Source organism: Amycolatopsis sp. lyj-346, from assembly GCF_046548975.1.
Taxonomy (GTDB): Bacteria; Actinomycetota; Actinomycetes; order Mycobacteriales; family Pseudonocardiaceae; genus Amycolatopsis.
Genome location: NZ_JAJPWT010000009.1, coordinates 14,083 through 36,204 on the forward strand (window position 1 = coordinate 14,083; position 22,122 = coordinate 36,204).

The 22,122-nt window shown below is 71.8% G+C and carries 18 protein-coding genes; 14 read left to right on the forward strand and 4 right to left on the reverse strand.

The genetic code is table 11. From position 1 onward, the window contains the following. The first annotated feature begins 51 nt into the window (after nucleotides 1-51). Both ACLJQE_RS25040 and ACLJQE_RS25045 read left to right on the forward strand, forming a co-directional pair. Entirely contained in the window at nucleotides 52-1,206 is a 1,155-nt protein-coding gene (locus tag ACLJQE_RS25040; protein WP_410641787.1) for an ROK family protein, read from the forward strand. Between the two features lie 294 nt (nucleotides 1,207-1,500). Then, nucleotides 1,501-3,432: a protease pro-enzyme activation domain-containing protein gene (locus ACLJQE_RS25045; protein WP_410641788.1), complete on the forward strand. Its 1,932-nt coding sequence runs from the start codon at nucleotides 1,501-1,503 to the stop codon at nucleotides 3,430-3,432. 48 nt (nucleotides 3,433-3,480) lie between these two features. Here ACLJQE_RS25045 and ACLJQE_RS25050 read toward each other — a convergent pair whose 3' ends face one another. Next, nucleotides 3,481-5,040: a sensor histidine kinase gene (locus ACLJQE_RS25050; RefSeq protein WP_410641789.1), complete on the reverse strand. Its 1,560-nt coding sequence runs from the start codon at nucleotides 5,038-5,040 to the stop codon at nucleotides 3,481-3,483. 133 nt (nucleotides 5,041-5,173) lie between these two features. Between ACLJQE_RS25050 and ACLJQE_RS25055 the strand changes: the two genes are divergently transcribed. Genes ACLJQE_RS25055 through ACLJQE_RS25065 form a run of 3 tightly spaced genes read left to right on the forward strand, consistent with a single transcriptional unit; the run spans nucleotide 5,174 to nucleotide 8,285 of the window. Next, nucleotides 5,174-6,547: a purine-cytosine permease family protein gene (locus tag ACLJQE_RS25055; RefSeq protein WP_410641790.1), complete on the forward strand. Its 1,374-nt coding sequence runs from the start codon at nucleotides 5,174-5,176 to the stop codon at nucleotides 6,545-6,547. 44 nt (nucleotides 6,548-6,591) lie between these two features. Then, nucleotides 6,592-7,263, forward strand: a complete 672-nt coding sequence (locus ACLJQE_RS25060) for an SDR family NAD(P)-dependent oxidoreductase (protein WP_410641791.1) — start codon at nucleotides 6,592-6,594, stop codon at nucleotides 7,261-7,263. After that, complete coding sequence (locus ACLJQE_RS25065) at nucleotides 7,260-8,285, forward strand: S-adenosylmethionine:tRNA ribosyltransferase-isomerase (RefSeq protein WP_410641792.1); 1,026 nt, start codon at nucleotides 7,260-7,262, stop codon at nucleotides 8,283-8,285. Before ACLJQE_RS25060 ends, ACLJQE_RS25065 begins: the two co-directional genes overlap by 4 nt. Nucleotides 8,286-8,452: 167 nt before the next feature. On the opposite strand, the gene ACLJQE_RS25070 is transcribed toward ACLJQE_RS25065, so the two are convergent. Next, a complete protein-coding gene (locus tag ACLJQE_RS25070; RefSeq protein WP_410641793.1) occupies nucleotides 8,453-8,833 on the reverse strand; it encodes a hypothetical protein in 381 nt (126 codons plus the stop codon). A 207-nt stretch (nucleotides 8,834-9,040) separates the two neighbouring features. On the opposite strand from ACLJQE_RS25070, the gene ACLJQE_RS25075 reads away from it, so the two are divergent. Genes ACLJQE_RS25075 through ACLJQE_RS25085 form a run of 3 tightly spaced genes read left to right on the forward strand, consistent with a single transcriptional unit; the run spans nucleotide 9,041 to nucleotide 11,816 of the window. Next, the gene (locus tag ACLJQE_RS25075) at nucleotides 9,041-10,093 is read left to right on the forward strand and encodes an ABC transporter substrate-binding protein (RefSeq protein ID WP_410641794.1); all 1,053 of its coding nucleotides are present in this window, start codon (nucleotides 9,041-9,043) and stop codon (nucleotides 10,091-10,093) included. A gap of 60 nt (nucleotides 10,094-10,153) precedes the next feature. After that, nucleotides 10,154-10,945 (forward strand): ABC transporter ATP-binding protein, encoded by a 792-nt coding sequence (locus ACLJQE_RS25080; RefSeq protein ID WP_410641795.1) that lies wholly within the window; start codon nucleotides 10,154-10,156, stop codon nucleotides 10,943-10,945. Then, entirely contained in the window at nucleotides 10,932-11,816 is an 885-nt protein-coding gene (locus ACLJQE_RS25085; protein WP_410641796.1) for an ABC transporter permease, read from the forward strand. Before ACLJQE_RS25080 ends, ACLJQE_RS25085 begins: the two co-directional genes overlap by 14 nt. Nucleotides 11,817-11,969: 153 nt before the next feature. On the opposite strand, the gene ACLJQE_RS25090 is transcribed toward ACLJQE_RS25085, so the two are convergent. Next, the gene (locus ACLJQE_RS25090) at nucleotides 11,970-13,508 is read right to left on the reverse strand and encodes a DEAD/DEAH box helicase (protein ID WP_410641797.1); all 1,539 of its coding nucleotides are present in this window, start codon (nucleotides 13,506-13,508) and stop codon (nucleotides 11,970-11,972) included. Between the two features lie 238 nt (nucleotides 13,509-13,746). On the opposite strand from ACLJQE_RS25090, the gene ACLJQE_RS25095 reads away from it, so the two are divergent. Genes ACLJQE_RS25095 through ACLJQE_RS25115 form a run of 5 tightly spaced genes read left to right on the forward strand, consistent with a single transcriptional unit; the run spans nucleotide 13,747 to nucleotide 18,023 of the window. Next, the gene (locus ACLJQE_RS25095) at nucleotides 13,747-15,453 is read left to right on the forward strand and encodes an acyl-CoA dehydrogenase (protein WP_410641798.1); all 1,707 of its coding nucleotides are present in this window, start codon (nucleotides 13,747-13,749) and stop codon (nucleotides 15,451-15,453) included. Continuing rightward, complete coding sequence (locus ACLJQE_RS25100; protein WP_410641799.1) at nucleotides 15,453-15,899, forward strand: nitroreductase family deazaflavin-dependent oxidoreductase; 447 nt, start codon at nucleotides 15,453-15,455, stop codon at nucleotides 15,897-15,899. The genes ACLJQE_RS25095 and ACLJQE_RS25100 overlap by 1 nt, the downstream gene beginning before the upstream one ends. Next, complete coding sequence (locus ACLJQE_RS25105) at nucleotides 15,896-16,672, forward strand: 2-keto-4-pentenoate hydratase (RefSeq protein ID WP_410641800.1); 777 nt, start codon at nucleotides 15,896-15,898, stop codon at nucleotides 16,670-16,672. Before ACLJQE_RS25100 ends, ACLJQE_RS25105 begins: the two co-directional genes overlap by 4 nt. Before the next feature lie 4 nt (nucleotides 16,673-16,676). Further along, the gene (locus ACLJQE_RS25110; protein WP_410641801.1) at nucleotides 16,677-17,090 is read left to right on the forward strand and encodes a hypothetical protein; all 414 of its coding nucleotides are present in this window, start codon (nucleotides 16,677-16,679) and stop codon (nucleotides 17,088-17,090) included. Between the two features lie 33 nt (nucleotides 17,091-17,123). Then, a complete protein-coding gene (locus ACLJQE_RS25115; protein WP_410641802.1) occupies nucleotides 17,124-18,023 on the forward strand; it encodes a YwqG family protein in 900 nt (299 codons plus the stop codon). Nucleotides 18,024-18,103: 80 nt separating this feature from the next. Here the strand turns inward: ACLJQE_RS25115 and ACLJQE_RS25120 are convergent, their stop codons facing one another. Further along, complete coding sequence (locus ACLJQE_RS25120; RefSeq protein ID WP_410641803.1) at nucleotides 18,104-20,500, reverse strand: Tex family protein; 2,397 nt, start codon at nucleotides 20,498-20,500, stop codon at nucleotides 18,104-18,106. A gap of 146 nt (nucleotides 20,501-20,646) precedes the next feature. Between ACLJQE_RS25120 and ACLJQE_RS25125 the strand changes: the two genes are divergently transcribed. After that, nucleotides 20,647-22,122, forward strand: coding sequence for a chitinase (locus ACLJQE_RS25125; RefSeq protein WP_410641804.1), 1,476 nt, complete (start codon nucleotides 20,647-20,649; stop codon nucleotides 22,120-22,122).

Consider the following 22,122-nt stretch of genomic DNA (forward strand, 5'->3'; position numbering starts at 1 on the left):
ATCTCCGACTTGTGTCTTGTCAATGGACAAAAGTGCGAAAGGAACCGCGCGATGACCACGCCGACCAGTGCGGGCGAGCTGCTGCAGCTGGTCCGGACCGGGCGCGCGAGCACGCGGAAGGCCCTCCTGGAACGCAGCGGGCTGTCGCGCTCGACGCTGACCGCGCGCCTGGACCAGCTCCAGGCGGCGGGCCTGCTCGCCGAGGGCGGCCAGGAGGACTCGACCGGCGGCCGCCCGGCGCGGTACCTGCGGTTCGACGACCGGCACGCGGTCGTCCTCGCCGCGAGCATCGACACCACGCACGCCGAGGCGGCCGTCACCGACCTGGCGGGGCGGGTCCTGGCCCGCCGCGCGGGCCCGCTGCGGGTCGCCGACGGCCCGGAACCCGTCCTCGACCGGATCGCGGAGTGGTTCGAGACGCTGCGTACCGAGGCGGGACGGCCGGTGTGCGGCGTCGGCGTTTCGGTGCCGGGGCCGGTGGAGCCCGGCCGCGCCCGGGTCACCCAGCCGCCGATCATGCCGGGCTGGGACGGCTACCCGATCGACGCCCACCTCGGCGGGCGCTTCGGCGCCCCGGTGCTGGTCGACAACGACGCGAACCTGATGGCTCTGGGCGAGCACCGCGCCCGCCACCCGGATTCGGCGGCCCTGGTCGTGGTCAAGGTGTCGACCGGAATCGGCGCGGGGCTGGTGCTCGGCGGCGAGGTGTACCGCGGGATCGACGGCGGCGCGGGCGACATCGGCCACATCCGGCTCCCGGAGCACCCGGAGGCCCGCTGCCTGTGCGGTTCGCACGGCTGCCTCGCGGCCGTCGCCGGCGGCGGCGCGCTGGCCGCGAAGCTGACGGAGCTGGGCCTGCCGACGACGTCGGGCTCGGGCGTCCGCGACCGCATCACGGCGGGGGAGCCGGCCGCCGTCCGGCTCGCCGAAGTGGCCGGCCGCCAGGTGGGGGAGGTGCTGGCGACGCTGGTCTGCGTGGTCAACCCGGGTGTGGTGGTGATCGCCGGCGACCTCGCCGAGCCGCACTTCGTGGCGGGGGTCCGTGAGGTGCTGTACCGGCGGGCACTGCCGCGGGCGACGCAGCACCTGCGCGTGGAAATCGGCGGCCGCGGCGAAGGAATGGCGGTCGGCGGCGCGGTGGCGATGGTGGTCGACGCGGTGTTCGCCCCGGCGGAGGTGGATCGGCGGCTCGCCGCACGGGCGTGACGGCCGAAGTGCGGTCACCGCCGGACTGTTCCGAGTGGACGGAGCGACCGACTTTAGTAGGTGGTGCGCGCCCCTTTGCCGCACCGCCACAAAACGGACTTAATGCGTATCGAACGCCATTCGTCGCGTTTTCGCCGCGACAAATCGGATTTCCGTACCACGGTTCACGGCCCGCAAATTCCTGGCGAGATAACGGTTCCGCAAGCACTTCCCCGCGAGTGGAACACCGGCTTAGTCTCACCCCGGTGTGCCGAGGCCCGATTTCCGGGGGCCGTTTCGAAGAGGGAGATTTCTGTGCGAAGAAGCTCCACCCTGCTCCTTTCGCTCGCGGTGGTGGGTGGCCTGACCGGCGCCCTGCCGGCGACGGCGTCCGCGCAGGGACGTCAGGACATCCCGCAGTCGCACCCGTTGTGGGCGAACGCGCAGGCGAAGGTCGCCGACACGGCGCCCGCCGCGAAGCTGAGCTTCCGGGTTTACCTGAACCAGCGCGACAACGCCGGTGCCGAGGCGCTGGCCCAGGCCGTGTCCGATCCGGACAGCAGGACCTACCGCCAGTTCCTGAGCCCCGGCCAGGTGCGCGACCGCTTCGCGGCCGGTGACGCGACCGTCGGCGCCGTCAAGGCGTGGCTGACCGGCAACGGCTTCAGCATCGGCGAGATCCCGTCCAACCGCGCCTACGTCGAAGTCACCGGCACCGCCGCCCAGACGGAACAGGCGTTCGCCGTCGACCTCGCCAAGTACCGGGTCAAGGGCCAGACGCTGCGCGCCGCCGACAAGAACCTTTCGGTGCCCGCGAACCTGGCCGGCGACGTGCTCGGCGTCGTCGGTGTCGACCAGGCGACCAACCTGTTCGTGCCGGACCACGCGACCGGCTCCGGCACGCCCTCCGACGTCGCGCCCGGCGACGGGTTCCGCAACGCGCCGCCGTGCAGCGCCTACTACGGCGAGAAGACCGACACCACCGATCCCGCCTACGACGGCAAGCAGCCGCCGTACGCACCCTGCGGCTACACCCCGGCGCAGCTGCGGTCGGCCTACGGCATCGACAAGGCCGGCGCGGACGGCAAGGGCACCACGATCGCCATCGTGGACGCCTTCGCCTCGCCGACCATCTACGCCGACGCCAGCGAGTACGCGCGCCGCAACGACCCGGCGCACCCGCTGAAGCAAAGCCAGTTCTCGCAGCACGTCTTCCCGGTGAACCCCGGCATGGAGCCGCCGGACCAGTGCGACGCGGCGGGCTGGTACGGCGAGGAGACCCTCGACGTCGAGGCCGCCCACGGCATGGCGCCGGGCGCGAACATCCTCTACGTCGGCGGGTCCGACTGCCAGGACAACTCGCTCGACACCGCGCTGAACTACATCGTCGCCGGCCACCGGGCCGACATCGTGTCGAACTCCTACGGCGACGCCGGCGAGGACATCCCGGCCGACGAGGTCAAGGTGTTCAACCAGATCTCGCTGCAGGCGGTCCTCGAGGGCATCGGCGTCTACTTCTCCTCGGGCGACAACGGTGACGAGGTCGCCCGCCTCGGCACGCCGTCGCCGGACTTCTCCGCTTCGGCGCCGTGGATCACCGCGGTCGGCGGCACGTCCATCGCCATCGGCAAGGACGGCAAGAAGATCTTCGAGACCGGCTGGGAGACCAGCAAGTCGTCGCTGACCGGCGGCGTCTACGGCCCCGCGGCCTACACCGGCGGTTCCGGCGGTGGCACGAGCCGGCTGTTCGAGCAGCCCTTCTACCAGAAGGGCGTCGTGCCGGACGCGCTGGCGACGAAGAACCAGACCGGCCAGAAGAAGGGCCGGGTCGTCCCGGACATCTCCGCGGTCGGCGACCCGAACACCGGCTTCCTGGTCGGCCAGACGCAGACCTTCCCGGACGGCGCCTACTACGACCAGTACCGGATCGGCGGCACGAGCCTCGCGTCGCCGGTGTTCGCCGGCATCATGGCGGTGGCCGACAGCTTCGACCACTTCCACCACGGCTTCATCAACCCCGTGCTCTACAAGCTGACCTCCCGCACCGCGGCGATCAGCGACGTGACGCACGTGGACGCCGCGGTGGCCCGCGTGGACTACGCGAACTCGGTCGACGCCACGGACGGCCTGCTCCGCTCGGTCCGCACGCTGGACTACCCGGGCCTGACCATCCACACCACCCCCGGCTACGACGACGTGACCGGCCTCGGCACGCCCAACGGGCTGCTGTTCCTGCTGCTCGTCTAGTCGGTGCTTGCCGGAGTGCCCCCTCGCCGGCCCGGCGAGGGGGCACTTTCACGTGAAAGTGCCCCCAGGGTCCGCCAGGGGGATGACCGCGGTGACGGTGGTGCCGCCGGCGCCGCTGGCGACGTCGAGTTCCCCGCCGAGGGCCTGCACCCGGTCGCGCAGCCCGGCCAGGCCGGTGCCGCCCTCGACGTCCGCGCCGCCGACGCCCGCGTCCGTCACGGCCACCCGCAGCTCGGCGCCCGTCACCTCGATCCGGACGTCGGCGCGGTCGGTCCGGGCGTGCTTCAACGCGTTCGTCAGCGCCTCCGACGTCACGAAGTAGGCCGTCGCCTCCACCGCCGCGTCGAGGCGCGGCACCGTGCCGACGGTCAGCGCCACCTCCATCGGGATGCGGTCGGCCAGCGACCGGACCGCCGCGACCAGGCCCGCTTCGGTGAGGATCGCCGGGCGGATGCCGCGGGCCAGCTCGCGCAGCTCGGTGATCGCCGTCTGCAGCTCGTCGACCGCGCCGGTGAGCAGCGCGCGGATCTCCGGCGGCAGTTCGGCCCCGGACCGGCGACCGGCCATCCGCAGCAGCAGCACGACGCTGACCAGCCGCTGCTGGGCGCCGTCGTGCAGGTCGCGCTCGAGCCGTCGGCGTTCCTCGTCCCCGGCCGCGACCAGCCGCGCCCGCGACGCGCGCACCTCGGCCAGTCGCTGCTCCAGCTCGGCGGTGAGCCGCTGGTTGTCCAGCACCAGCCCGGCGGCCGCGTTGAGCGCGTCGATCGACCGGCTGTCCTTCCACACCTCGTCGTCCTGCACGAGCGCGGCCAGCCCGGTGCCGTCGCGTTCCAGCAGCAGCCGGATCATCTCGGCGTTGCCGACCCTGGCCCGCAGCACCCCGGCCAGGAAGGCCAGCGGCCACAGGCAGAACAGGATCCGGTACGCCTGCAGCAGCGGGCCCGACAGCGGGTGCGCGTCGCCGAGCGCCGTGCCCGTCCCCGAGGTCAGCGCACCGGCCAGGGCGATGACCACCACCGGCGACAGCAGCCGCCGCTGCGGCAGCCGCCCGGTCAGCCAGCGGTAGAGCAGCACGACGACCACACCCGCGCTGATCGCCGTCGCGGCCAGCTCCAGTGCGCGGTCGGCGAACGCGCCGCCGCCCGAGCCCGGCGAGAGCGCCAGCAGGTCGCGCGGGTCGTCGCCGAACAGCAGCCCGACCACGCCCGAGCCGAGCACCACCAGGTAGGCCGCGGCCACCAGCAGCCGCTCCCACCGCGAGCGGAGCCGCCCGTGCGGGAAGGCGAGCACCAGGTGCGCGATCACCGGGCTGGACGCGGCCCGCAGCGGCACGGCGACCGTGTACAGCACCGGGTTCCGCGTGAACTGCAGGTCTTCCAGGAACAGGGCGACGCCGGCGAGGGCGATGAGCACCCCGATCGGGTTGGCCGGGCGCCGCACGTGCGCGACCGCACCCGCGAGCAGGAAGAGGTACCCGGTCGTGGTGCTGAGCGCGGTGTCGAGCGCCGTGTGGGTGCCTTCGCCGGCTTTGAGCGTCAGCGCGACGACGCCGAGCGCAGACCCGGCGGCCAGCAGGCCGGTCATCGCCAAAGTCCGCGGGTGCTGCACTTCGCGACCCTCCCGGTGGGTCCTGGCCGTGGCGTGGAGCAGTCCGGCAACGGCTAACCGTGATTCGTCCGTTCGGGCCGTCGCGTTACACCACGCGGCTGCGCTTTAGGGTGATCGTGACGGGAGGCAGGACATGAGCGGACGCGGTCTGGACGCCGAGGTCTTCGGCGGGCGGATGCCGGCCGGCGGCCGGGACCTGGCGATCGAAACCCACGGCATCGCGCCGGTGCCGGAGGGCAACCGGTTCGGGCACCCGTGGCGGCTGTTCAGCGTGTGGTTCGCACCGAACCTGACGATGACGGCGGTGTTCACCGGCACCCTGGCGGCGTCGCTCGGCCTCGGCTTCTGGACGGGGCTGGCCGCGATGCTCGCCGGCACCGTGCTCGGTTCGCTGCCGGTGGCGTACCTGTCGACGTGGGGCCCGCGCACCGGCACCGGCCAGCTGCCGCTCGCCCGGCTGCCGTTCGGCGGCGGCGTCGTGCTGCCCGGCCTGGTGCAGTGGCTCGGCTCGATCGCCTGGGACGCACTGGTCGGCCTGTTCGGCGGCGAGGCCCTGTCCGAGCTGACCGGGCTGCCGTTCTGGGCGGCGGTGCTGATCGTGCTCGTGCTGCAGTGCGCGCTCGGCGTGTTCGGCTACGCGCTGATCCACCGCGTGCAGGCGGTGATGAGCGTGCTGCTGGTGCTCGCGTTCGCCGCGCTCGCCGTGAAGGTCGTTGCCGGGCACCCGATCGCCGTCGCCGACACCGCGTCCGGCGCGGACCTGGCGGGTGGCGTCGTCCTGTTCACGACGATCACGTTGTCGCTGGCGATCTCCTGGGCGCCCTACGCGTCGGACTTCAGCCGGTACCTGCCCGCTTCGACGTCGTCCCGCAGCATCTTCTGGGCGACGCTGCTCGGCCTCGTCGGCTCGTACGCGATCGGCGAAGGTCTCGGGCTCGCTCTCGGGTCGTCGCTGGGCGACCACACGGCATCGGGGATCGCGCAGCTGCTCGGCGGCGGGTTTCTGGGTGCGCTGGCGCTGGCCGTGATCGCGCTGGCGGCGGTGTCGTCGAACGCGATGAACGACTACAGCGGCTCGCTGGCGCTGCAGACCGTCGGTGTCCGGCTGCGGCGCCCGGTGTCGGCGGTGGTCGTCACCGTGCTCGCGTTCGCGCTGATCCTCTGGATGCACAGCGGCGACCTGTCCACGAAGTTCGAGAACGTGCTGCTGTTCGTCTCGTACTGGATTCCGCCGTTCCTCGGCGTGGTGGTGCCGGACTGGCTCGTCCGCACCCGCGGCGGCCGGCGCGTGGACGTCCTGACGTCGGTGCCCGTGCGCCCCTGGGCGGCGGTGGTGGCGTTCGTGGCAGGGTTCGGTGCCGCGGTGCCGTTCATGAACACGTCCCTCTACACCGGACCGGTCGCGGCGGCCCTGCACGGCGCGGACCTCGCGTACTACGTCGGCCTCGTCGTTTCGCCGGCAGCGTATTTCCTCCTCCGCGGCCGCACTCCGGTTGACCTCGAGTAATGTAGAGGTTTCACGATGGTGGGGTACCCCTCGAAGGAGGAACCATGCCCACCGCACTCGTCACCGGCGCTTCCGCCGGGCTGGGCCGCGCGCTCGCCGCCGCCCTGGTACGTCGCAAGTGGACGGTCATCGGCGACGGCCGCGACGCGGCCGCCCTCGGTTCGGCCGCTCGAGAAGAAGGCTTCACGGCCGTCCCCGGCGACGTCACCGACCCGGCCCACCGTGCCTCGTTGGCCGAGGCCTGCCCTTCGCTCGACCTGCTCGTCAACAACGCCAGTGCGCTCGGCGTCAGCCCGCTGCCGCCGCTGGCGCGCTATCCGTTGGCGGACCTGGAAGAGGTCTACCGCGTCAACGTCTTCGCGCCACTGGCGCTGACGCAGCTTCTGTTGCCCGCGTTGACCGCGGCGCGCGGCGTCGTCATCGACGTCAGCTCCGACGCCGCCGTCGAGGCGTACGAAGGCTGGGGTGGTTACGGCTCCGCGAAGGCGGCGCTCGATCAGCTGACCGCCGTCCTGGGCGCGGAACACCCGGCCCTGTCCGTGTACGCGGTCGACCCGGGCGACCTGCGCACGGCCATGCACCAGCGCGCGTTCCCGGGCGAGGACATCTCGGACCGGCCGCTGCCGTCGTCCGCGGTCCCGGCGTTCCTCAGACTGCTCGACGAGCGTCCGCCGAGCGGCCGCTACCGCGCGGCCGATCTTCTGGTGACGGCATGAACATCCGCTTCGACCTGCCGCCGGACCTGTCGGCGTCGGCACCCCCGGAGTCCCGCGGCCTGTCCCGCGACGGGGTCCGCCTGCTGGTGGCCGGCCCGTCCGGCGTCCACCACACGGTGTTCACGTCACTCGGCGAGTACCTGCGGCCGGGGGACCTCCTGGTCGTCAACACGTCCGGAACCCTCCCGGCGGCGATCGACGCCCGGCGAGCGGGCCGCCCGATCGTGGTCCACTTCGCGACCTCCCTCGACGACGGTTCGTGGATCGTGGAGCTGCGCGCGCCGGGCGGCCCCCTGCTGGACGGCCGTCCGGGGGAGCACCTTTCGCTGGCCGGCGACGCGTCGCTGACGCTGCTGGCCCCGGCGTCCCCGGACACGTCCCGCCTGTGGCGGGCGGCGGTATCGGTGGAGGTACCGCCGTTGCTCGCGGCGGCGGGCCGTCCGATCCGCTACGGGTACGTCCCGCGGGCGTGGCCGCTCGCGGATTACCAGACGGTGTTCGCCCGCGAGCAGGGCAGCGCGGAGATGCCCTCGGCGGCCCGGCCGTTCACCCCGGAGCTTGTGACCGGCCTGGTAACGGACGGCGTGCTGTTCGCCCCGCTCCTGCTGCACACGGGAGTGTCATCCCCGGAGGCGGCGGAGCCACCCCAGGCGGAGCGCTTCCGCGTCCCCCCGGCAACGGCGGCGTTGGTCTCGTGGGTCCGGTCACGCGGAGGCCGGGTGATAGCGGTCGGCACCACGGCGGCCAGGGCGCTGGAGTCGGCAGTGCCGGGCGGCGACTTCGGCGACCTCGGCGACCTTCGTGCGGCCGAGGGCTGGACGAACCTGGTCCTGGGCCCGGACCGCCCGGCGCGGGTGGTCGACGGGATCATCACGGGCCTGCACGCCCCGGAGGCATCCCACTTGCTCCTGCTCGAAGCGGTGGCGGGGGCGGAGGTGGTCCAGAAGGCGTACGACGCAGCGGTGGAGCACCGGTACCTGTGGCACGAGTTCGGCGACGTGTCACTCCTCCTGCGCCACTGATCGGCGGGGGTTGGGAGCAGCCCCCGCCCCTCAAGCAGCCCCCGCCACTCCCAGGGGGGCGTCCCAGGTCCATCGTATCGGCCACCCCCGGCGAAAACCCGGAAAAGCCCTCCCCAAGGCCGAGTTGTCCACACCCCCACCCCCCTGTGGACAACTCTGCCGAACCCCTACTGACCAGCCTCGACCCGTCGCCGTGAGCGGATCAGGCCGCTGATGACCACCGCCGCCACTCCGAGCCCGATGCCGCTGATGATCGATGCCACCAGGCTGGCCGTGCCCGTTGCCAGGCCGAATGCCCCGCCCAGGTACACCGGGATGGAAATCGCCACCGGCAGCCAGTTGCGCAGCGTGAACGCCCGGTCGGACGCCACCCAGAGCACCAGCGTCACCGTCGCGGCCGTGACGACCGGGATCGCCCACACCACCAGGCTCGTCACCGCGTCCATCCCCAGTGACCTGAGCCACTCGAAGGACGCCTGGCCCAGCCCGATGAACAACACGACCAGCGCCACGCGGACGCCGGCGGCTCCCTGGCCCCTGCTCGTCATGTCTTCCTCCCGAATTCCTGGTCCACCCTGTACCACGTCCGGGTGACGCGAGCGGTTGCCCACGCCGGTGACTTTCTCCCGGGCCTTAAGCGTCGCGGCCGCCGATGTCAAGAAATCTCACCAGGATTCCCGGGATGCGGATGGCTATGCGCCTGAGTGGGTGACCGTGCGAACCTCGCCCGAACACCGACGAAAGGCGATGCTGACGTGCGCACCCCTCGGAGAACCCTGGCCTCGGCGCTGGCCGCCCTGACCGTCGTGGGCGTGCTTGCGGGCTGTTCGCGCGCGGACAGCAGCGCCGCCCCGGTCGCGAACCAGGGGGCCGCCGGCGAGGTCCGGGTCGGGTTCTTCCCGAACGTGACCCACGCGCCGGCGCTGATCGGCGTCAAGAAGGACTTCTTCAAGAACGAGCTCGGCGCGACCAAGCTCACCACGCAGACCTTCAACGCCGGCCCGGACGAGGTCAACGCCCTGCTCGGCGGCTCCCTCGACATCGCCTTCATCGGCTCCGGCCCGGCGATCAACGCCTTCACCAAGTCCAGGGGTGCCATCCAGCTGGTCTCCGGCGCCGTCTCGGGCGGCGCGCAGCTGGTCGTCAAGCCCGACATCACCGGCGTCGAGGGGCTCAAGGGCAAGAACATCGCGACGCCGCAGCTGGCCAACACCCAGGACGTCGCGCTCAAGAAGTTCCTCGCCGAGAAGCAGCTGACCGACCAGGTCAAGATCACCAACCTCGACAACCCGAAGACGTTCGACGCGTTCAAGAAGGGCGAGGTCGACGGCGGCTGGCTGCCCGAGCCGTGGGCGTCCCGGCTGGTCCTCGACGCCGGCGCGAAGGTGCTGGTCGACGAGAAGACGCTGTGGCCGGGGGGCCGCTTCCCGTCCACCGTCGTCATCGTGCGCAGCGAGTTCCTGCAGCAGCACCCCGACACCGTCCGCGCGCTGCTCAAGGGCGAGCTCGCCGCCATCGACTGGGCCAAGGCCAACCCCGCGGACGCCAAGACCGTGGTCAACGGCGCGCTCAAGGAGCTGGCCGGCAGTACCCTGAGCGCGGCGGTCCTGGACCGCGCCTTCTCCGGCATCGAGCTGACCACCGACCCCGTCGCCGCCGAATTCCCGCAGCTCGCGCAGGACTCGGTGACGGCCGGCGTGGTCAAGTCGGCGGTGGCGCTGAAGGGTTTCGCGGACTTCGGCCCGCTGAACGAGGTGCTGAAGGCCGGGAACCTGCCCGCCGTCGACGCTCCCGAACTGACCAAGTGAAACCCGGGGGTTCCGCTCCCCGGGACCCCGAAAAAAGAGAGTGATCCGGAGAGGCCAGCGATGACCACGACCCTCCCGACCGGCCGCAGCAGTTTCACCGGCGCGACCGCGGTGCGTCTCGACGGCGTGCGCAAGACGTTCGGCACCGCCGGCCGCGCGGTCGTCGCGCTCGACGGCGTGGACCTGACGGTCGCGCCCGGCGAGTTCGTCTGCCTGCTCGGCGCGTCCGGCTGCGGCAAGAGCACGCTGCTGAACCTGGTCGCCGGCCTGGACGCGCCCTCCGCGGGCGAGATCACGCTGAACACCTCCCGGCCGGCGGTGATGTTCCAGGAGGCGGCGCTGATGCCGTGGCTGACCGCGGCCCGCAACGTCGAACTGCCGCTGCGGCTGGCCGGGTTCGGCCGGACCGAGCGCCGCGAAAAGGCCGCCGAGCTGCTGGACCTGGTCCGGCTGAACGGCGCGGGCGGCAAGCGGCCGCACGAGCTGTCCGGCGGGATGCGGCAGCGCGTCGCGCTGGCCCGCGCCCTGGCCGCGACACTGCGCGTCGGCGGCGACCCGGAGCAGTCGCTCCTGCTGATGGACGAGCCGTTCGCCGCGCTCGACGCCATCACCCGCGACGTCCTGCAGGGCGAGCTGCTGCGCGTCTACCGCAGCACGGGCACGTCCGTGCTGTTCGTGACGCACGACGTGCGCGAGGCGGTCCGGCTCGGCCAGCGCGTGGTGCTGCTGTCGTCGCGGCCCGGCCGGGTCGTGCGCGAGTGGGCGGACGTGCCGCTGGCCGACGCCGCGGAACTGACCGAGGAAATCACCGGGCACCTGCGTGAGGTGATCAGCACCCATGCCGCAGCTTGACCGGTCCGCGGAGGCCGACCTGGACGCGGTCGGCGCCGGATTGGACTCGCTCGACGCCCCCGTCGGCGAACGCCGCCCGAGCTTCTGGAAACGGTTCGCCTGGGGCTTCCTGCCGCCGGTGGGCGCAGTCGTGCTGCTGGTCGTCGTCTGGCAGATCCTCTGGGCCGCCGCCTTCTGGCCGGAGTCGCAGCTGCCCTCGCCGCTCTCGGTGTGGAACGAGTTCTGGGGCATCGTCGTCGACGGCCAGGTGTTCGGCTTCGTCTGGACGTCGGTGCACCGGGCGGCACTTGGCTTCCTCGCCGGCGTGCTCATCGGAACGCCGCTCGGCCTGGTCGTGGCGAAGGTCCGTGTGGTGCGGGCGGCGATCGGCCCGCTGCTGACGGGGCTGCAGAGCCTCCCGTCGGTGGCCTGGGTCCCGGCGGCGATCCTGTGGTTCGGGATCAACGACGCGGCGATCTACTTCGTGGTGCTGCTCGGCTCGGTGCCCTCGATCGCGAACGGCCTGGTGTCCGGCATCGACCAGATCCCCCCGATCCTCCCGCGCGTCGGCCAGGTGATGGGCGCGAACCGGTTGTCGTCGGCCCGCCACATCCTGTTGCCGGCGGCGCTGCCGGGCTTCCTCGCCGGGTTGAAGCAGGGCTGGGCGTTCTCGTGGCGCTCGTTGATGGCGGCGGAGCTGATCGCGCTGTCCCCGCAGCTCGGCATCGGTCTAGGCGCGTACCTGAACCAGGGATCGTCGTTCAACAGCATGGAGACGGTGATCGCGGCGATCTTCCTGATCCTGCTGGTCGGCGTGGGGATCGAGCTGCTGGTGTTCCGCCCGCTGGAGCGTGCGGTGCTGCGGGCTCGCGGGCTGACTTCGTCGCTGTAGAAGTGGTGGCGGTCGTTCCAGCCGGCGGCGAGGGCCGCGACTCCGCCGAACCGCCACCGACGACGTCACCTTTGCCGGAATCCTGCCGGAGAAGGCAGAGACGCCCGGGGCCCCGGCAAAGAATGCCGGGGCCCGGGGCAAATCAGCGCGAGATCAGCGCGAGCGGCGCGCGCCCGCGCGAGTGCCGGACGAGAACGCTGCCGCACCGCCCGAACCCGAGCGGCGAACGCCGCCGCCCGAGGCAGCCGGAGCGGCCGGGCTGCCGGAGCGGCCCGAGGCGGCCTGGCCGCCCGTCCGTCGCGAACCACCCGATGCCGGTGCGCCCGACCGGCGGGCGCCGCCCGAGGCCGCTGCGCCTTCCGAACGGCGCGAAGAGCCGCCCGAACGCTGCTCCTGGCCGGCCGCGCGGGAGCGCTGACCGCCGCGGTTCTCCTTCGGGGCTGCGCTTCGCCGGCCACGGCCGCCGCCCGGGGCAGCTCCCGTCGCCGAGACCTTCTTCGGGCGGCTGTCCACCGCCGGGGCCTTCGAGAACGTTCGCTCGCCCGGGGCCAGCTCGGCCAGCAGCGGGTGGCCCGGGCCCAGCTGGGTCGTCGTCGGCTTGATGCCCGCCTTGCGGGTCAGGTCGCGGACGTCGCGGACCTGGGCGTCCGTCATCAACGTCACCACCGTGCCCGACGCGCCGGCGCGTGCCGTGCGGCCCGAGCGGTGCAGGTACGCCTTGTGCTCCACCGGCGGGTCCGCGTGGATGACCAGCCGGACGTCGTCGACGTGGATGCCGCGCGCCGCGATGTCCGTCGCCACCAGGGTGCGGGCCGATCCGGACGAGAACGCCTCGAGGTTGCGCGTGCGGGCGTTCTGGCCCAGGTTGCCGTGCAGCTCCACCGCCGGGACGCCCGACGCCACCAGCTTGCGCGTCAGCGCCTTCGCGCGGCTCTTCGTCCGCGTGAACACCAGCGTGCGGCCCGGCGCCGCGGTGAGGTCGACCAGCACCGGCAGCCGGTGGGTCTCCTCCAGGTGCAGCACGTGGTGGTCCATCGTCGACACCGGCGACTGCGCCGAGTCGACGCTGTGCGTGATCGGGTCGTTCATGAAGCGCTTGACCAGCACGTCGACGCCGTTGTCCAGGGTCGCGGAGAACAGCATCCGCTGCCCGCGCGACGGCGTCTGGTCCATGATCCGCCGCACCTCGGGCAGGAAGCCCAGGTCGGCCATGTGGTCGGCCTCGTCCAGCACGGTGATCTCGATGGCGTCGAGCTTCACGTGGCCCGAACGCATGTGGTCGGCGAGCCGGCCGGGGCAGGCGACGACGATGTCGATGCCGTCGCGCAGCCGGGTGATCTGCGGGTTCGCGCTGACGCCGCCGAAGATGGTCGTCGTCTTCAGGCCCAGCGGCTTCGCCAGCGGCAGGATCGACGCCTCGATCTGCGTCGCGAGCTCGCGCGTCGGCGCCAGGATCAGCGCACGGGGACGGCCCGGCTTGCGCCGCGTCGGGCCCGCGGCGAGGCGGGCCAGCACGGGCAGCACGAAGCCGTAGGTCTTGCCGGAGCCGGTGCGGCCGCGGCCGAGGACGTCACGTCCGGCGAGGGTGTGCGGCAGGGTCGCCGCCTGGATGGGGAACGGCTCGGTGACGCCCTGGGTGGCCAGCGCGGCCACGAGCGGGGTGGGCAAGCCGAGTTCAGCGAAAGTGCTCATAAGTGCATGCGGGCGTGGAAGCGCCCTGGTCTCCATAATGTGAGAAGGGTTGTCCTGCCCGGCGCAGACCGAGTTGTGCGGCCGCGGCGCGTGGTAGTCGACAACAGCAGCGGGCCGAGGCAGAACTGAGCGGCCCGCATGATCAGTGTAGCGGTAGAGAGTGACGTACCCCCAGTGAGATTGCCCGCAGTCGCGTGGCCTTGCTAAGTTACCGGTCGGTAATCGAGGAGGCCCCACCATGCTGCTGAACCCGCGGGACTACGACCCGGCGCACTTCGACGCCGAGACGCGGCGCCTGCTGCGCGCCACCATCGACTGGTTCGAGCAGCGCGGCAAGGCGAAACTGACCGAGGACTACCACAACCGCACCTTCTACGCCGACTTCATCGAGTTCGCGGGCAAGGAAGGCCTGTTCTCGACCTTCCTGACCCCGGCCGCGAGCGCCGGCGGGAACCCGGACAAGCGCTGGGACACCAGCCGCGTCGCCGCGCTGTCGGAGATCCTCGGGTTCTACGGCCTGAACTACTGGTACCCGTGGCAGGTCACGATCCTCGGCCTCGGCCCGGTGTGGCAGAGCGGCAACGACGCCGCCCGCAAGCGCGCGGCGGACGCGCTGGACGCCGGCGGCGTCGGCGCGTTCGGACTGTCCGAAAAGGACCACGGCGCCGACATCTACTCCTCCGACATGGTGCTCACGCGCGACGGTGACGGCTACCGCGCGACCGGCTCGAAGTACTACATCGGCAACGGCAACTGCGCGCGCACGGTGTCGGTCTTCGGCCGCATCGACGGCGTCGAGGGCCCTGACCAGTACGTCTTCTTCTACGCCGACTCCGAGCACCCGAACTACCACGTCGTGAAGAACGTCGTGCCGTCGCAGATGTACGTCGCCGAATTCCGGCTCGAGGACTACCCGGTGCACGCCGACGACATCCTCCACGTCGGCGCCGAGGCCTTCAGCGCCGCGCTGAACACCGTCAACATCGGCAAGTTCAACCTCTGCTTCGGCGGCATCGGCATGGCGACGCACTCGGTGTACGAAGCCATCACGCACGCGCACAACCGCGTCCTCTACGGCAAGCCCGTCACGGACTTCCCGCACGTCCGCCGCGAGTTCGTCGAGGCCTACGCGCGGCTGACCGCGATGAAGCTGTTCTCCGACCGCGCCGTCGACTACTTCCGCAGCGCGAACCCGGACGACCGCCGGTACCTGCTGTTCAACCCGATCACCAAGATGAAGGTGACCACCGAGGCGCAGAAGGTGATCGGCCTGGTCGCCGACGTCGTCGCGGCCAAGGGCTTCGAGGCCGACACCTACCTCGCGATGTCGAAGAACGACATCGACGGCCTGCCCAAGCTCGAAGGCACGGTGGCGGTCAACCTCGCGCTGATCGCGAAGTTCATGCCGAACTACCTCTTCGCGCCGCAGGAATACGCCCCGGTGCCGACCCGGACCGACGCCGCGGACGACGAGTTCCTCTTCCGCCAGGGCCCGGCGCGCGGCCTGTCGAAGGTCCGGTTCCACGACTGGAAGACCGCCTACGCCGAAGCCGCGCACATCCCGAACGTCGCGCTGTTCACCGAGCAGGCCGGCTACCTGGTCAAGCTGCTCACCGAGGCGGCGCCGGACGAGGCGCAGCAGGCCGACCTCGACTTCGGGCTCGCGCTCACCGAGCTGTTCACGCTGATCGTGTACGGCCAGCTGATCCTGGAGCAGGCGCGGATCACCGGCCTCGACGACGAGGTCGTCGACCAGATCTTCGCGGTGCTGGTGCAGGACTTCAGCGTCGCGGCGGTGGACCTCAACGGCAAGGCGAGCTCGACCGGGGCCCAGCAGGCGATCGCGCTGGCCGCGCTGCGCAAGCCGGTGGTGGACGCCGCGCGGTTCGAGAACGTCTGGGCGCGGGTGCGGGCGCTGTCCGGCGTCTACGCCATGCACCCGTGATGGCGCGGAAGTACCGGCTGGGCGTGACGCGGAAAGCCGCCAACGTGGTCATCGGGGCGCTGCTGGAGCGCGGGATCCCGGTCAACGGCAGCACGGGTTTCCTGCTGACCACGCGGGGGCGCCGGAGCGGCGTCGACCGGACCACGCCGGTCAACGTCCTCGAAGTGGCCGGTGACCGGTGGCTCGTGTCGCCGTACGGGCAGGTCGGCTGGGTGCACAACCTGCGTGCCGAACCCGTCGCCCGGTTGTGGCGCGGCCGTCGGCGCGAGACCTGGGAGGTCGAGGAGGCCGACGCCGCCACGGCGGGCCCGGTGCTGCGCGCGTACGTCCGCAAGATCCCGGTGACAGCGCCGTTCTTCGACGCGAAGCTGACCGGCTCGCCGGCGGCCTTCGCCGCGGAAGCCGATCGACACCCGGTGTTCCGGTTGGCAAGATCGCGGACGTGAAGCGAGAGCGGGCGGCGGAACTCATCTGGGACGCGTGGCTGACCGGCAAGCGGCTGGAGGGGCTTCCGGACGACGCCCGCCCCCGCGATGTCGCCGAAGGCATGGCGGCGCAGGCGGTGCTCGCCGAACTGGGCGGGCCGGTGTCCGGCTGGAAGATCGGCGCGACCACGGTGTACGCCCGGCAGTACCTCGACGTCCCCCGGCCGCTGCCGGGCCCGGTGTTCGAGCGGTTCCACCACGTCGAGGGCGAACCGGTGCCGGCCGACACGATGACGATGGGCGTCGCCGAACCCGAGTTCGCCTTCCGGCTCAAGGCCGACCCGGGCCTGTCGCCGTCGCTGGCCGCGGTGCTCGACGCGGTCGACACGATGTTCCTGGCGATCGAGCTGCCGGACAGCCGCTACACCGACCACCGCCACGCGGGCGGCCCGCAGCTGCTGGCCGACGCGGCGTGCGCGGGCCGGTTCGTCGAGGGCCGTCCGGTGCCGGGGTGGCGCGACCTCGACCTGGCCCGCCGCCCGGTGGTCCTCCACGCCGACGGCGAGGAGTTCGCGCGCGGCAGCGGCAGCCTGGTGCTGGGCGACCCGCGGCTGGCGCTGCACTGGCTGGCGATGGAGCTGCCCCGCCACGGCCGCGCCCTGCGTGCGGGCGAGATCGTGACGACGGGAACGGCGACCCCGCCGTGCCCGATCCACGCGGGTGGCCACGTGGTGGCGGACTTCGGCGAGCTGGGCAGTGTGGAGGCGAGGTTCCGCCCGGCCCCGCTAGAGTGACGAGGTGCTGACGTTCCGTGCGGGTTTCGTCGTGCTGGCGGTGGTGGTGGCGGGGCTCGACGCGGGTTTCTGGGTGTTCGCACGCGGCCCCCACCCGATGACGGCGCGAATCGGCTTCCTGGTGGCGTTCGTGCTGCTGCTGGCGCTGCTGGCGGCGGCCGCGGGCGTGGTGCGCTGGGAGGTGGCGGCCCCGCTGGGCGCGGCCTCGACGTCGGGCCTGCTGTTCGTCGGCGCGGCGGCGATCTTCAGCGTGGGGCTGGGGTTCCTGCTGGCGGCGGTGGTGGAGGCGGCCTTGGTGCGGCGGCTGGTTCTGGACGCGTCGCCGGTCGGGTGGCGCGGGGGAACGTGGCTGATCAGCGCGGCGGCCGCGGTGGTTCCGGTGGTGCTGTTCGCGGTGGGGCTCTTCGCGCTCCCGTGATTTTTTGTCGGTCCCCCCTGCCACGATGTCCCGGTGACGTCTTGGAGAGATCGACTCGGCACCCTCGCCCACGAGTGGCTGCCCGCCGAGCCGGCTTCCGCGTGGACCGCGCTGTGCCGCCCGGGCATCCGCCTGGTGCCCGGCGGCGAGGGCCCGCGCGTGGGCCGGATCGGCGGCGCGCCCGCGATGCCCGCGGAGGTGGCGTGGCCCGAATGGCCGGGGCGGGGGCCCCTCGACTTCGTGGCCGCGGTGGACTGCGCGGCGCTGCCACGGGAGTTCTCGAGCATCCCGTTGCCCGGCGCGGGCACGCTGCTGTTCTTCTACTTCGACGGGTTCCGCCGGGGCGCCGACGAAAACGCGCTGCTCAAGGACGTCGAGGGCAGCCGCGTGCTGTTCGTCCCGGCGGGCGTGCCGGTCGTCGAGCGGACAGCGCCCGAAGGGCCCGTCCCGTACCCGGCCCTCGACCTCTCCGCCGAGGTGGTGCCTACGGTCCCGGAGCAGGAGCACGACCTGCTCGACCAGACGAAGGTCGCGAGCGGGGAGTCACTCGACGAAGCGGCCGAGATGGTGGAACTCCCCGGCGGGTTCGTGGGCTCCGAGGTGTTCGGCGTGCTGGCCGCGCAGGCCCGGGGCCCGGGCCGGGAGCACCAGGTCGGCGGGTTCGCCGCACCCGTCCAGGGTGCGGTGGAAAACGAGATCGCCGCGGCGGTGCTCGGGGACTACGAGGATCCGGGCCGGGCCGAGGAGGCGGCCCGCTGGGTCCTGCTCGCCCAGATCGACTCCGACGACAAGGCAGGCATGATCTGGGGCGACGTCGGAATGCTGTACTGGGTCATCCGTACCGATGACCTCGAGGCCGGCCGTTTCGACCGCGCGCGTGCACCATGCAGTGCGGCTGACGGTGCAGTGCGGCTGACGGTGCAGTGCGGCTGACGGATGCAGTGCGGCTGACGGTGCCGTGAACGCCGAAGGCCACCCCGGCGAGCCGGGGTGGCCTTCACGGACAACGCGTCCTACTTGCCGAATCCGGCCCGCCGAAGCGCGTCGGCCATCGAGCCGCTCGCGTTCCCGCCGCGGGCACCGCCACCGCCGCCACCACCGCGCCGGTCGCCGCCACCGCCGCCACCACCGCTGCCGCCGCGGCGCTGGCCGCCCTGGCCGCCCTGACCGCCTTGGCCACCCTGACCGCGGTCCCGGCGCTCGCCGCCGCCGCGCGAAGTCGCCGCTCCCGGCTCGTCGTCCAGCCGCAGCGTCAGCGAGATCCGCTTGCGCGGCACATCGACCTCGAGGACCTTCACCTTCACGATGTCCCCGGGCTTCACGACCTCGCGGGGGTCCTTCACGAAGTTCTTCGACAACGCCGAAACGTGCGCCAGCCCGTCCTGGTGGACGCCGACGTCGATGAACGCGCCGAACGCCGCCACGTTGGTCACCACGCCCTCCAGGCGCATGCCCGGCTTCAGGTCCGAGAGCTTGTCCACGCCTTCGGCGAACGTCGCCGTCTTGAACGCCGGGCGGGGGTCGCGGCCCGGCTTGTCGAGCTCCGCCAGGATGTCCGTCACCGTCGGGAGGCCGAACGTCTCGTCCACGAACTCGGCCGGGCGAAGCGCCGTCAGCGTCCGCGTGTTGCCGATCAGCGAGCGGATGTCCGTGCCCGTCTTCGACAGGATGCGCCGGACCACCGGGTAGGCCTCCGGGTGCACCGCCGACGAGTCGAGCGGGTCGTCGCCGTCCGGGATCCGCAGGAAGCCCGCGCACTGCTCGAACGCCTTCGGGCCGAGCCGCGCGACCTCCTTCAGCGCCGTCCGGGAGCGGAACGGCCCGTTCGTGTCGCGGTGGGAGACGATGTTCTCCGCCAGGCCCGTCGTGATGCCCGAGACCCGGGTCAGCAGGGGCGCGGACGCGGTGTTGACGTCCACGCCGACCGCGTTCACGCAGTCCTCGACCACCGCGTCCAGCGAGCGCGACAGCGAGACCTCGGACAGGTCGTGCTGGTACTGCCCGACACCGATCGACTTCGGGTCGATCTTCACCAGCTCGGCCAGCGGGTCCTGCAGCCGCCGCGCGATCGAGACCGCGCCGCGCAGCGAGACGTCCATGTTCGGCAGTTCCGCCGAAGCGAACGCCGACGCCGAGTACACCGACGCGCCCGCTTCGGACACGACGGCCTTGGTCAGCTTCAGCTCGGGGTGCTTCTTGATCAGCTCGACGGCGAGCTTGTCGGTCTCGCGCGACGCCGTGCCGTTGCCGATCGAGATCAGCTCGACCCGGTGCCGGGCGCACAGCGCCGCCAGCTCCGCGATCGACTGGTCCCACTTGTTCGCCGGCTGGTGCGGGTAGATGACGTGGGTGTCGACGACCTTGCCGGTCGCGTCCACGACCGCCACCTTGACCCCGGTCCGGAAGCCCGGGTCGAGGCCCATGGTCGCGCGGGTGCCGGCCGGCGCGGCCAGCAGCAGGTCGCGCAGGTTGGCCGCGAACACGCGCACGGCGTCGTCCTCGGCCGCCTGGCGCAGCCGCATCCGCAGGTCGATGCCCAGGTGCAGGAGGATCTTGGTGCGCCACGCCCAGCGCACGGTGTCGCCGAGCCACTTGTCGGCCGGGCGCCCCTGCTGCGTGATGCCGAACTTCGCCGCGATGCGGTGCTCGTACTCCGTCGGCCCCACCTGCGGCTCGTCGGTGGGCTCGTCCGGCGACATCGTGAGGTCGAGGACCTCCTCCTTCTCGCCGCGCAGCATCGCGAGGATCCGGTGCGAGGGGAGCTTGGTGTACGGCTCGGAGAAGTCGAAGTAGTCGGAGAACTTGGCGCCTTCCTCCTCCTTGCCGGACCGGACCTTGGCCACCAGGTGCCCCTGGCCCCACATCTTCTCGCGCAGCTCGCCGATGAGGTCGGCGTCCTCGGCGAAGCGCTCGACGAGGATGGCGCGGGCGCCGTCGAGGGCCGCCTGCGTGTCCGCGACGCCCTTGTCCGCGTCGACGAACACCGCCGCGGCGGCCTGCGGGTCCGTGCCGGGGTCGTTCAGCAGGCCGTCGGCCAGCGGCTCGAGACCCGCTTCGCGCGCGATCATCGCCTTGGTCCGGCGCTTCGGCTTGTACGGGAGGTAGATGTCCTCCAGCCGCGACTTCGTGTCCGCGGCGAGGATCGAAGCTTCCAGGGCCTCGTCGAGCTTGCCCTGGCTGCGGATCGATTCCAGCACGGCGAGCCGGCGCTCGTCGAGTTCCCGCAGGTAGCGCAGCCGCTCCTCGAGCGTGCGCAGCTGCGCGTCGTCGAGCATGCCGGTGACTTCCTTGCGGTAACGCGCGATGAACGGCACGGTCGACCCGCCGTCGAGCAGCTCGACGGCGGCCTTGACCTGTCCTTCGCGCACGCCCAGTTCTTCGGCGATCTTCTGCTCGACCGACACGCTCACTGCAACACGCTCCCGCTTAGCCCTGGATCGGATCCTCTCATTCTGCCGTTTCCGCCACCCCGACTTTCGGATGGGGCCGCTTGACAATCAGATTGGTCTAGTCCACTTTGTGGTGACCTGCCTCACCAGTGTCGTGGAGGTCGCCCGTGGTCCCCAAGGTCCGCTCCGCTCTGCTTTCCTTACTTTCCGTGGTCGCGCTGTGCCTGGGCGTGACTTTCGTGCTCGCCGGCAGCGCCTCGGCGGCGAACATCCTGGCCAATCCCGGGTTCGAAGCCGGCACCACGGGCTGGACGTGCACCGGCACGCCGGCCGCGGTGAGCACGCCGGTGCACAGCGGGAGCCGCGCCCTGAACGCGACGCCGTCGTCGTCGGACAACGCCCAGTGCTCGCAGACGCTCACCGTCTCGCCGAACACGGCGTACAAGCTGTCGGCCTGGGTCCAGGGCAGCTACGTCTACCTGGGTGCTTCGGGCTCGGCCTCGGCGAGCACCTGGACGCCCGGCACCAGCGGCTACCAGCAGCTGTCGCTGAGCTTCACGACCGGCTCGAGCACGTCGCTGACGGTGTACCTGCACGGCTGGTACGGCCAGCCGGCGTACTACGCCGACGACCTCAGCCTCGACGGCCCCGGTACCCCACCGACGACACCGCCGACCACGCCCACCACCTCGACCACGCCGCCGACGACCACCACCCCGCCGACGACGACCACGACGCCGCCCACCCAGGGTGACCTGCCGAAACACGTCCTGACGGGCTACTGGCAGAACTTCTACAACGGCGCCAAGGCGCTGAAGCTCGCCGACGTCCCGGCGAAGTACAACATCATCGCGGTGTCCTTCGCGGACGCCACCGGTACGCCGGGCGCGGTGGGCTTCACGCTCGACTCCGGCCTGTCCTCGCAGCTCGGCGGCTACACGGACGCGCAGTTCAAGGCCGACGTCAAGACCGTGCAGGCACGCGGCCAGAAGGTGATCATCTCGGTCGGCGGCCAGAACGGCACGATCAGCGTCGGCGACTCGAACTCGGCCGCCAACTTCGCGAACAGCATCAAGTCGCTGATCGCGAACTACGGCTTCGACGGCGTCGACATCGACCTGGAGAACGGCATCAACGCCACGTACATGGGCCAGGCGCTGCGAAGCATCCACAACGGCGGCGGCAAGGTCATCACGATGGCGCCGCAGACGATCGACATGCAGTCCACCGCAGGTGGCTACTTTCAGCTGGCCCTGAACATCAAGGACATCCTGACGATCGTCAACATGCAGTACTACAACTCCGGCTCGATGAACGGCTGCAACGGCAACGTCTACGCGCAGGGGACAGCCGACTTCCTGACGGCGCTGGCCTGCATCCAGCTGCAGGGCGGCCTGCGCGCGGACCAGGTCGGCCTCGGCCTCCCGGCCTCCCCGCAGGCGGCGGGCGGCGGCTACCAGGCACCCGCCAACACGGTGTCGGCGCTGAACTGCCTGGCGAAGGGGACGTCGTGCGGCAGCTTCAAGCCGCCGGCGACGTACCCGTCGATCCGCGGCGCGATGACGTGGTCGATCAACTGGGACGCGTCGCAGGGGTACGCGTTCGCCAACACGGTGTCGGCCGGGCTCGCGGGCCTGCCGTGA

Excerpts from the sequence above, each read along its gene's own strand:
- ACLJQE_RS25040 (WP_410641787.1), top strand. The coding sequence starts at position 52 with ATGACCACGCCGACCAGTGCGGGCGAGCTGCTGCAGCTGGTCCGGACC.
- ACLJQE_RS25055 (WP_410641790.1), top strand. The coding sequence starts at position 5,174 with ATGAGCGGACGCGGTCTGGACGCCGAGGTCTTCGGCGGGCGGATGCCG.
- ACLJQE_RS25060 (WP_410641791.1), top strand. The coding sequence starts at position 6,592 with ATGCCCACCGCACTCGTCACCGGCGCTTCCGCCGGGCTGGGCCGCGCG.
- ACLJQE_RS25065 (WP_410641792.1), top strand. The coding sequence starts at position 7,260 with ATGAACATCCGCTTCGACCTGCCGCCGGACCTGTCGGCGTCGGCACCC.
- ACLJQE_RS25070 (WP_410641793.1), bottom strand. The coding sequence starts at position 8,833 with ATGACGAGCAGGGGCCAGGGAGCCGCCGGCGTCCGCGTGGCGCTGGTC.
- ACLJQE_RS25080 (WP_410641795.1), top strand. The coding sequence starts at position 10,154 with ATGACCACGACCCTCCCGACCGGCCGCAGCAGTTTCACCGGCGCGACC.
- ACLJQE_RS25085 (WP_410641796.1), top strand. The coding sequence starts at position 10,932 with ATGCCGCAGCTTGACCGGTCCGCGGAGGCCGACCTGGACGCGGTCGGC.
- ACLJQE_RS25090 (WP_410641797.1), bottom strand. The coding sequence starts at position 13,508 with ATGAGCACTTTCGCTGAACTCGGCTTGCCCACCCCGCTCGTGGCCGCG.
- ACLJQE_RS25095 (WP_410641798.1), top strand. The coding sequence starts at position 13,747 with ATGCTGCTGAACCCGCGGGACTACGACCCGGCGCACTTCGACGCCGAG.
- ACLJQE_RS25100 (WP_410641799.1), top strand. The coding sequence starts at position 15,453 with ATGGCGCGGAAGTACCGGCTGGGCGTGACGCGGAAAGCCGCCAACGTG.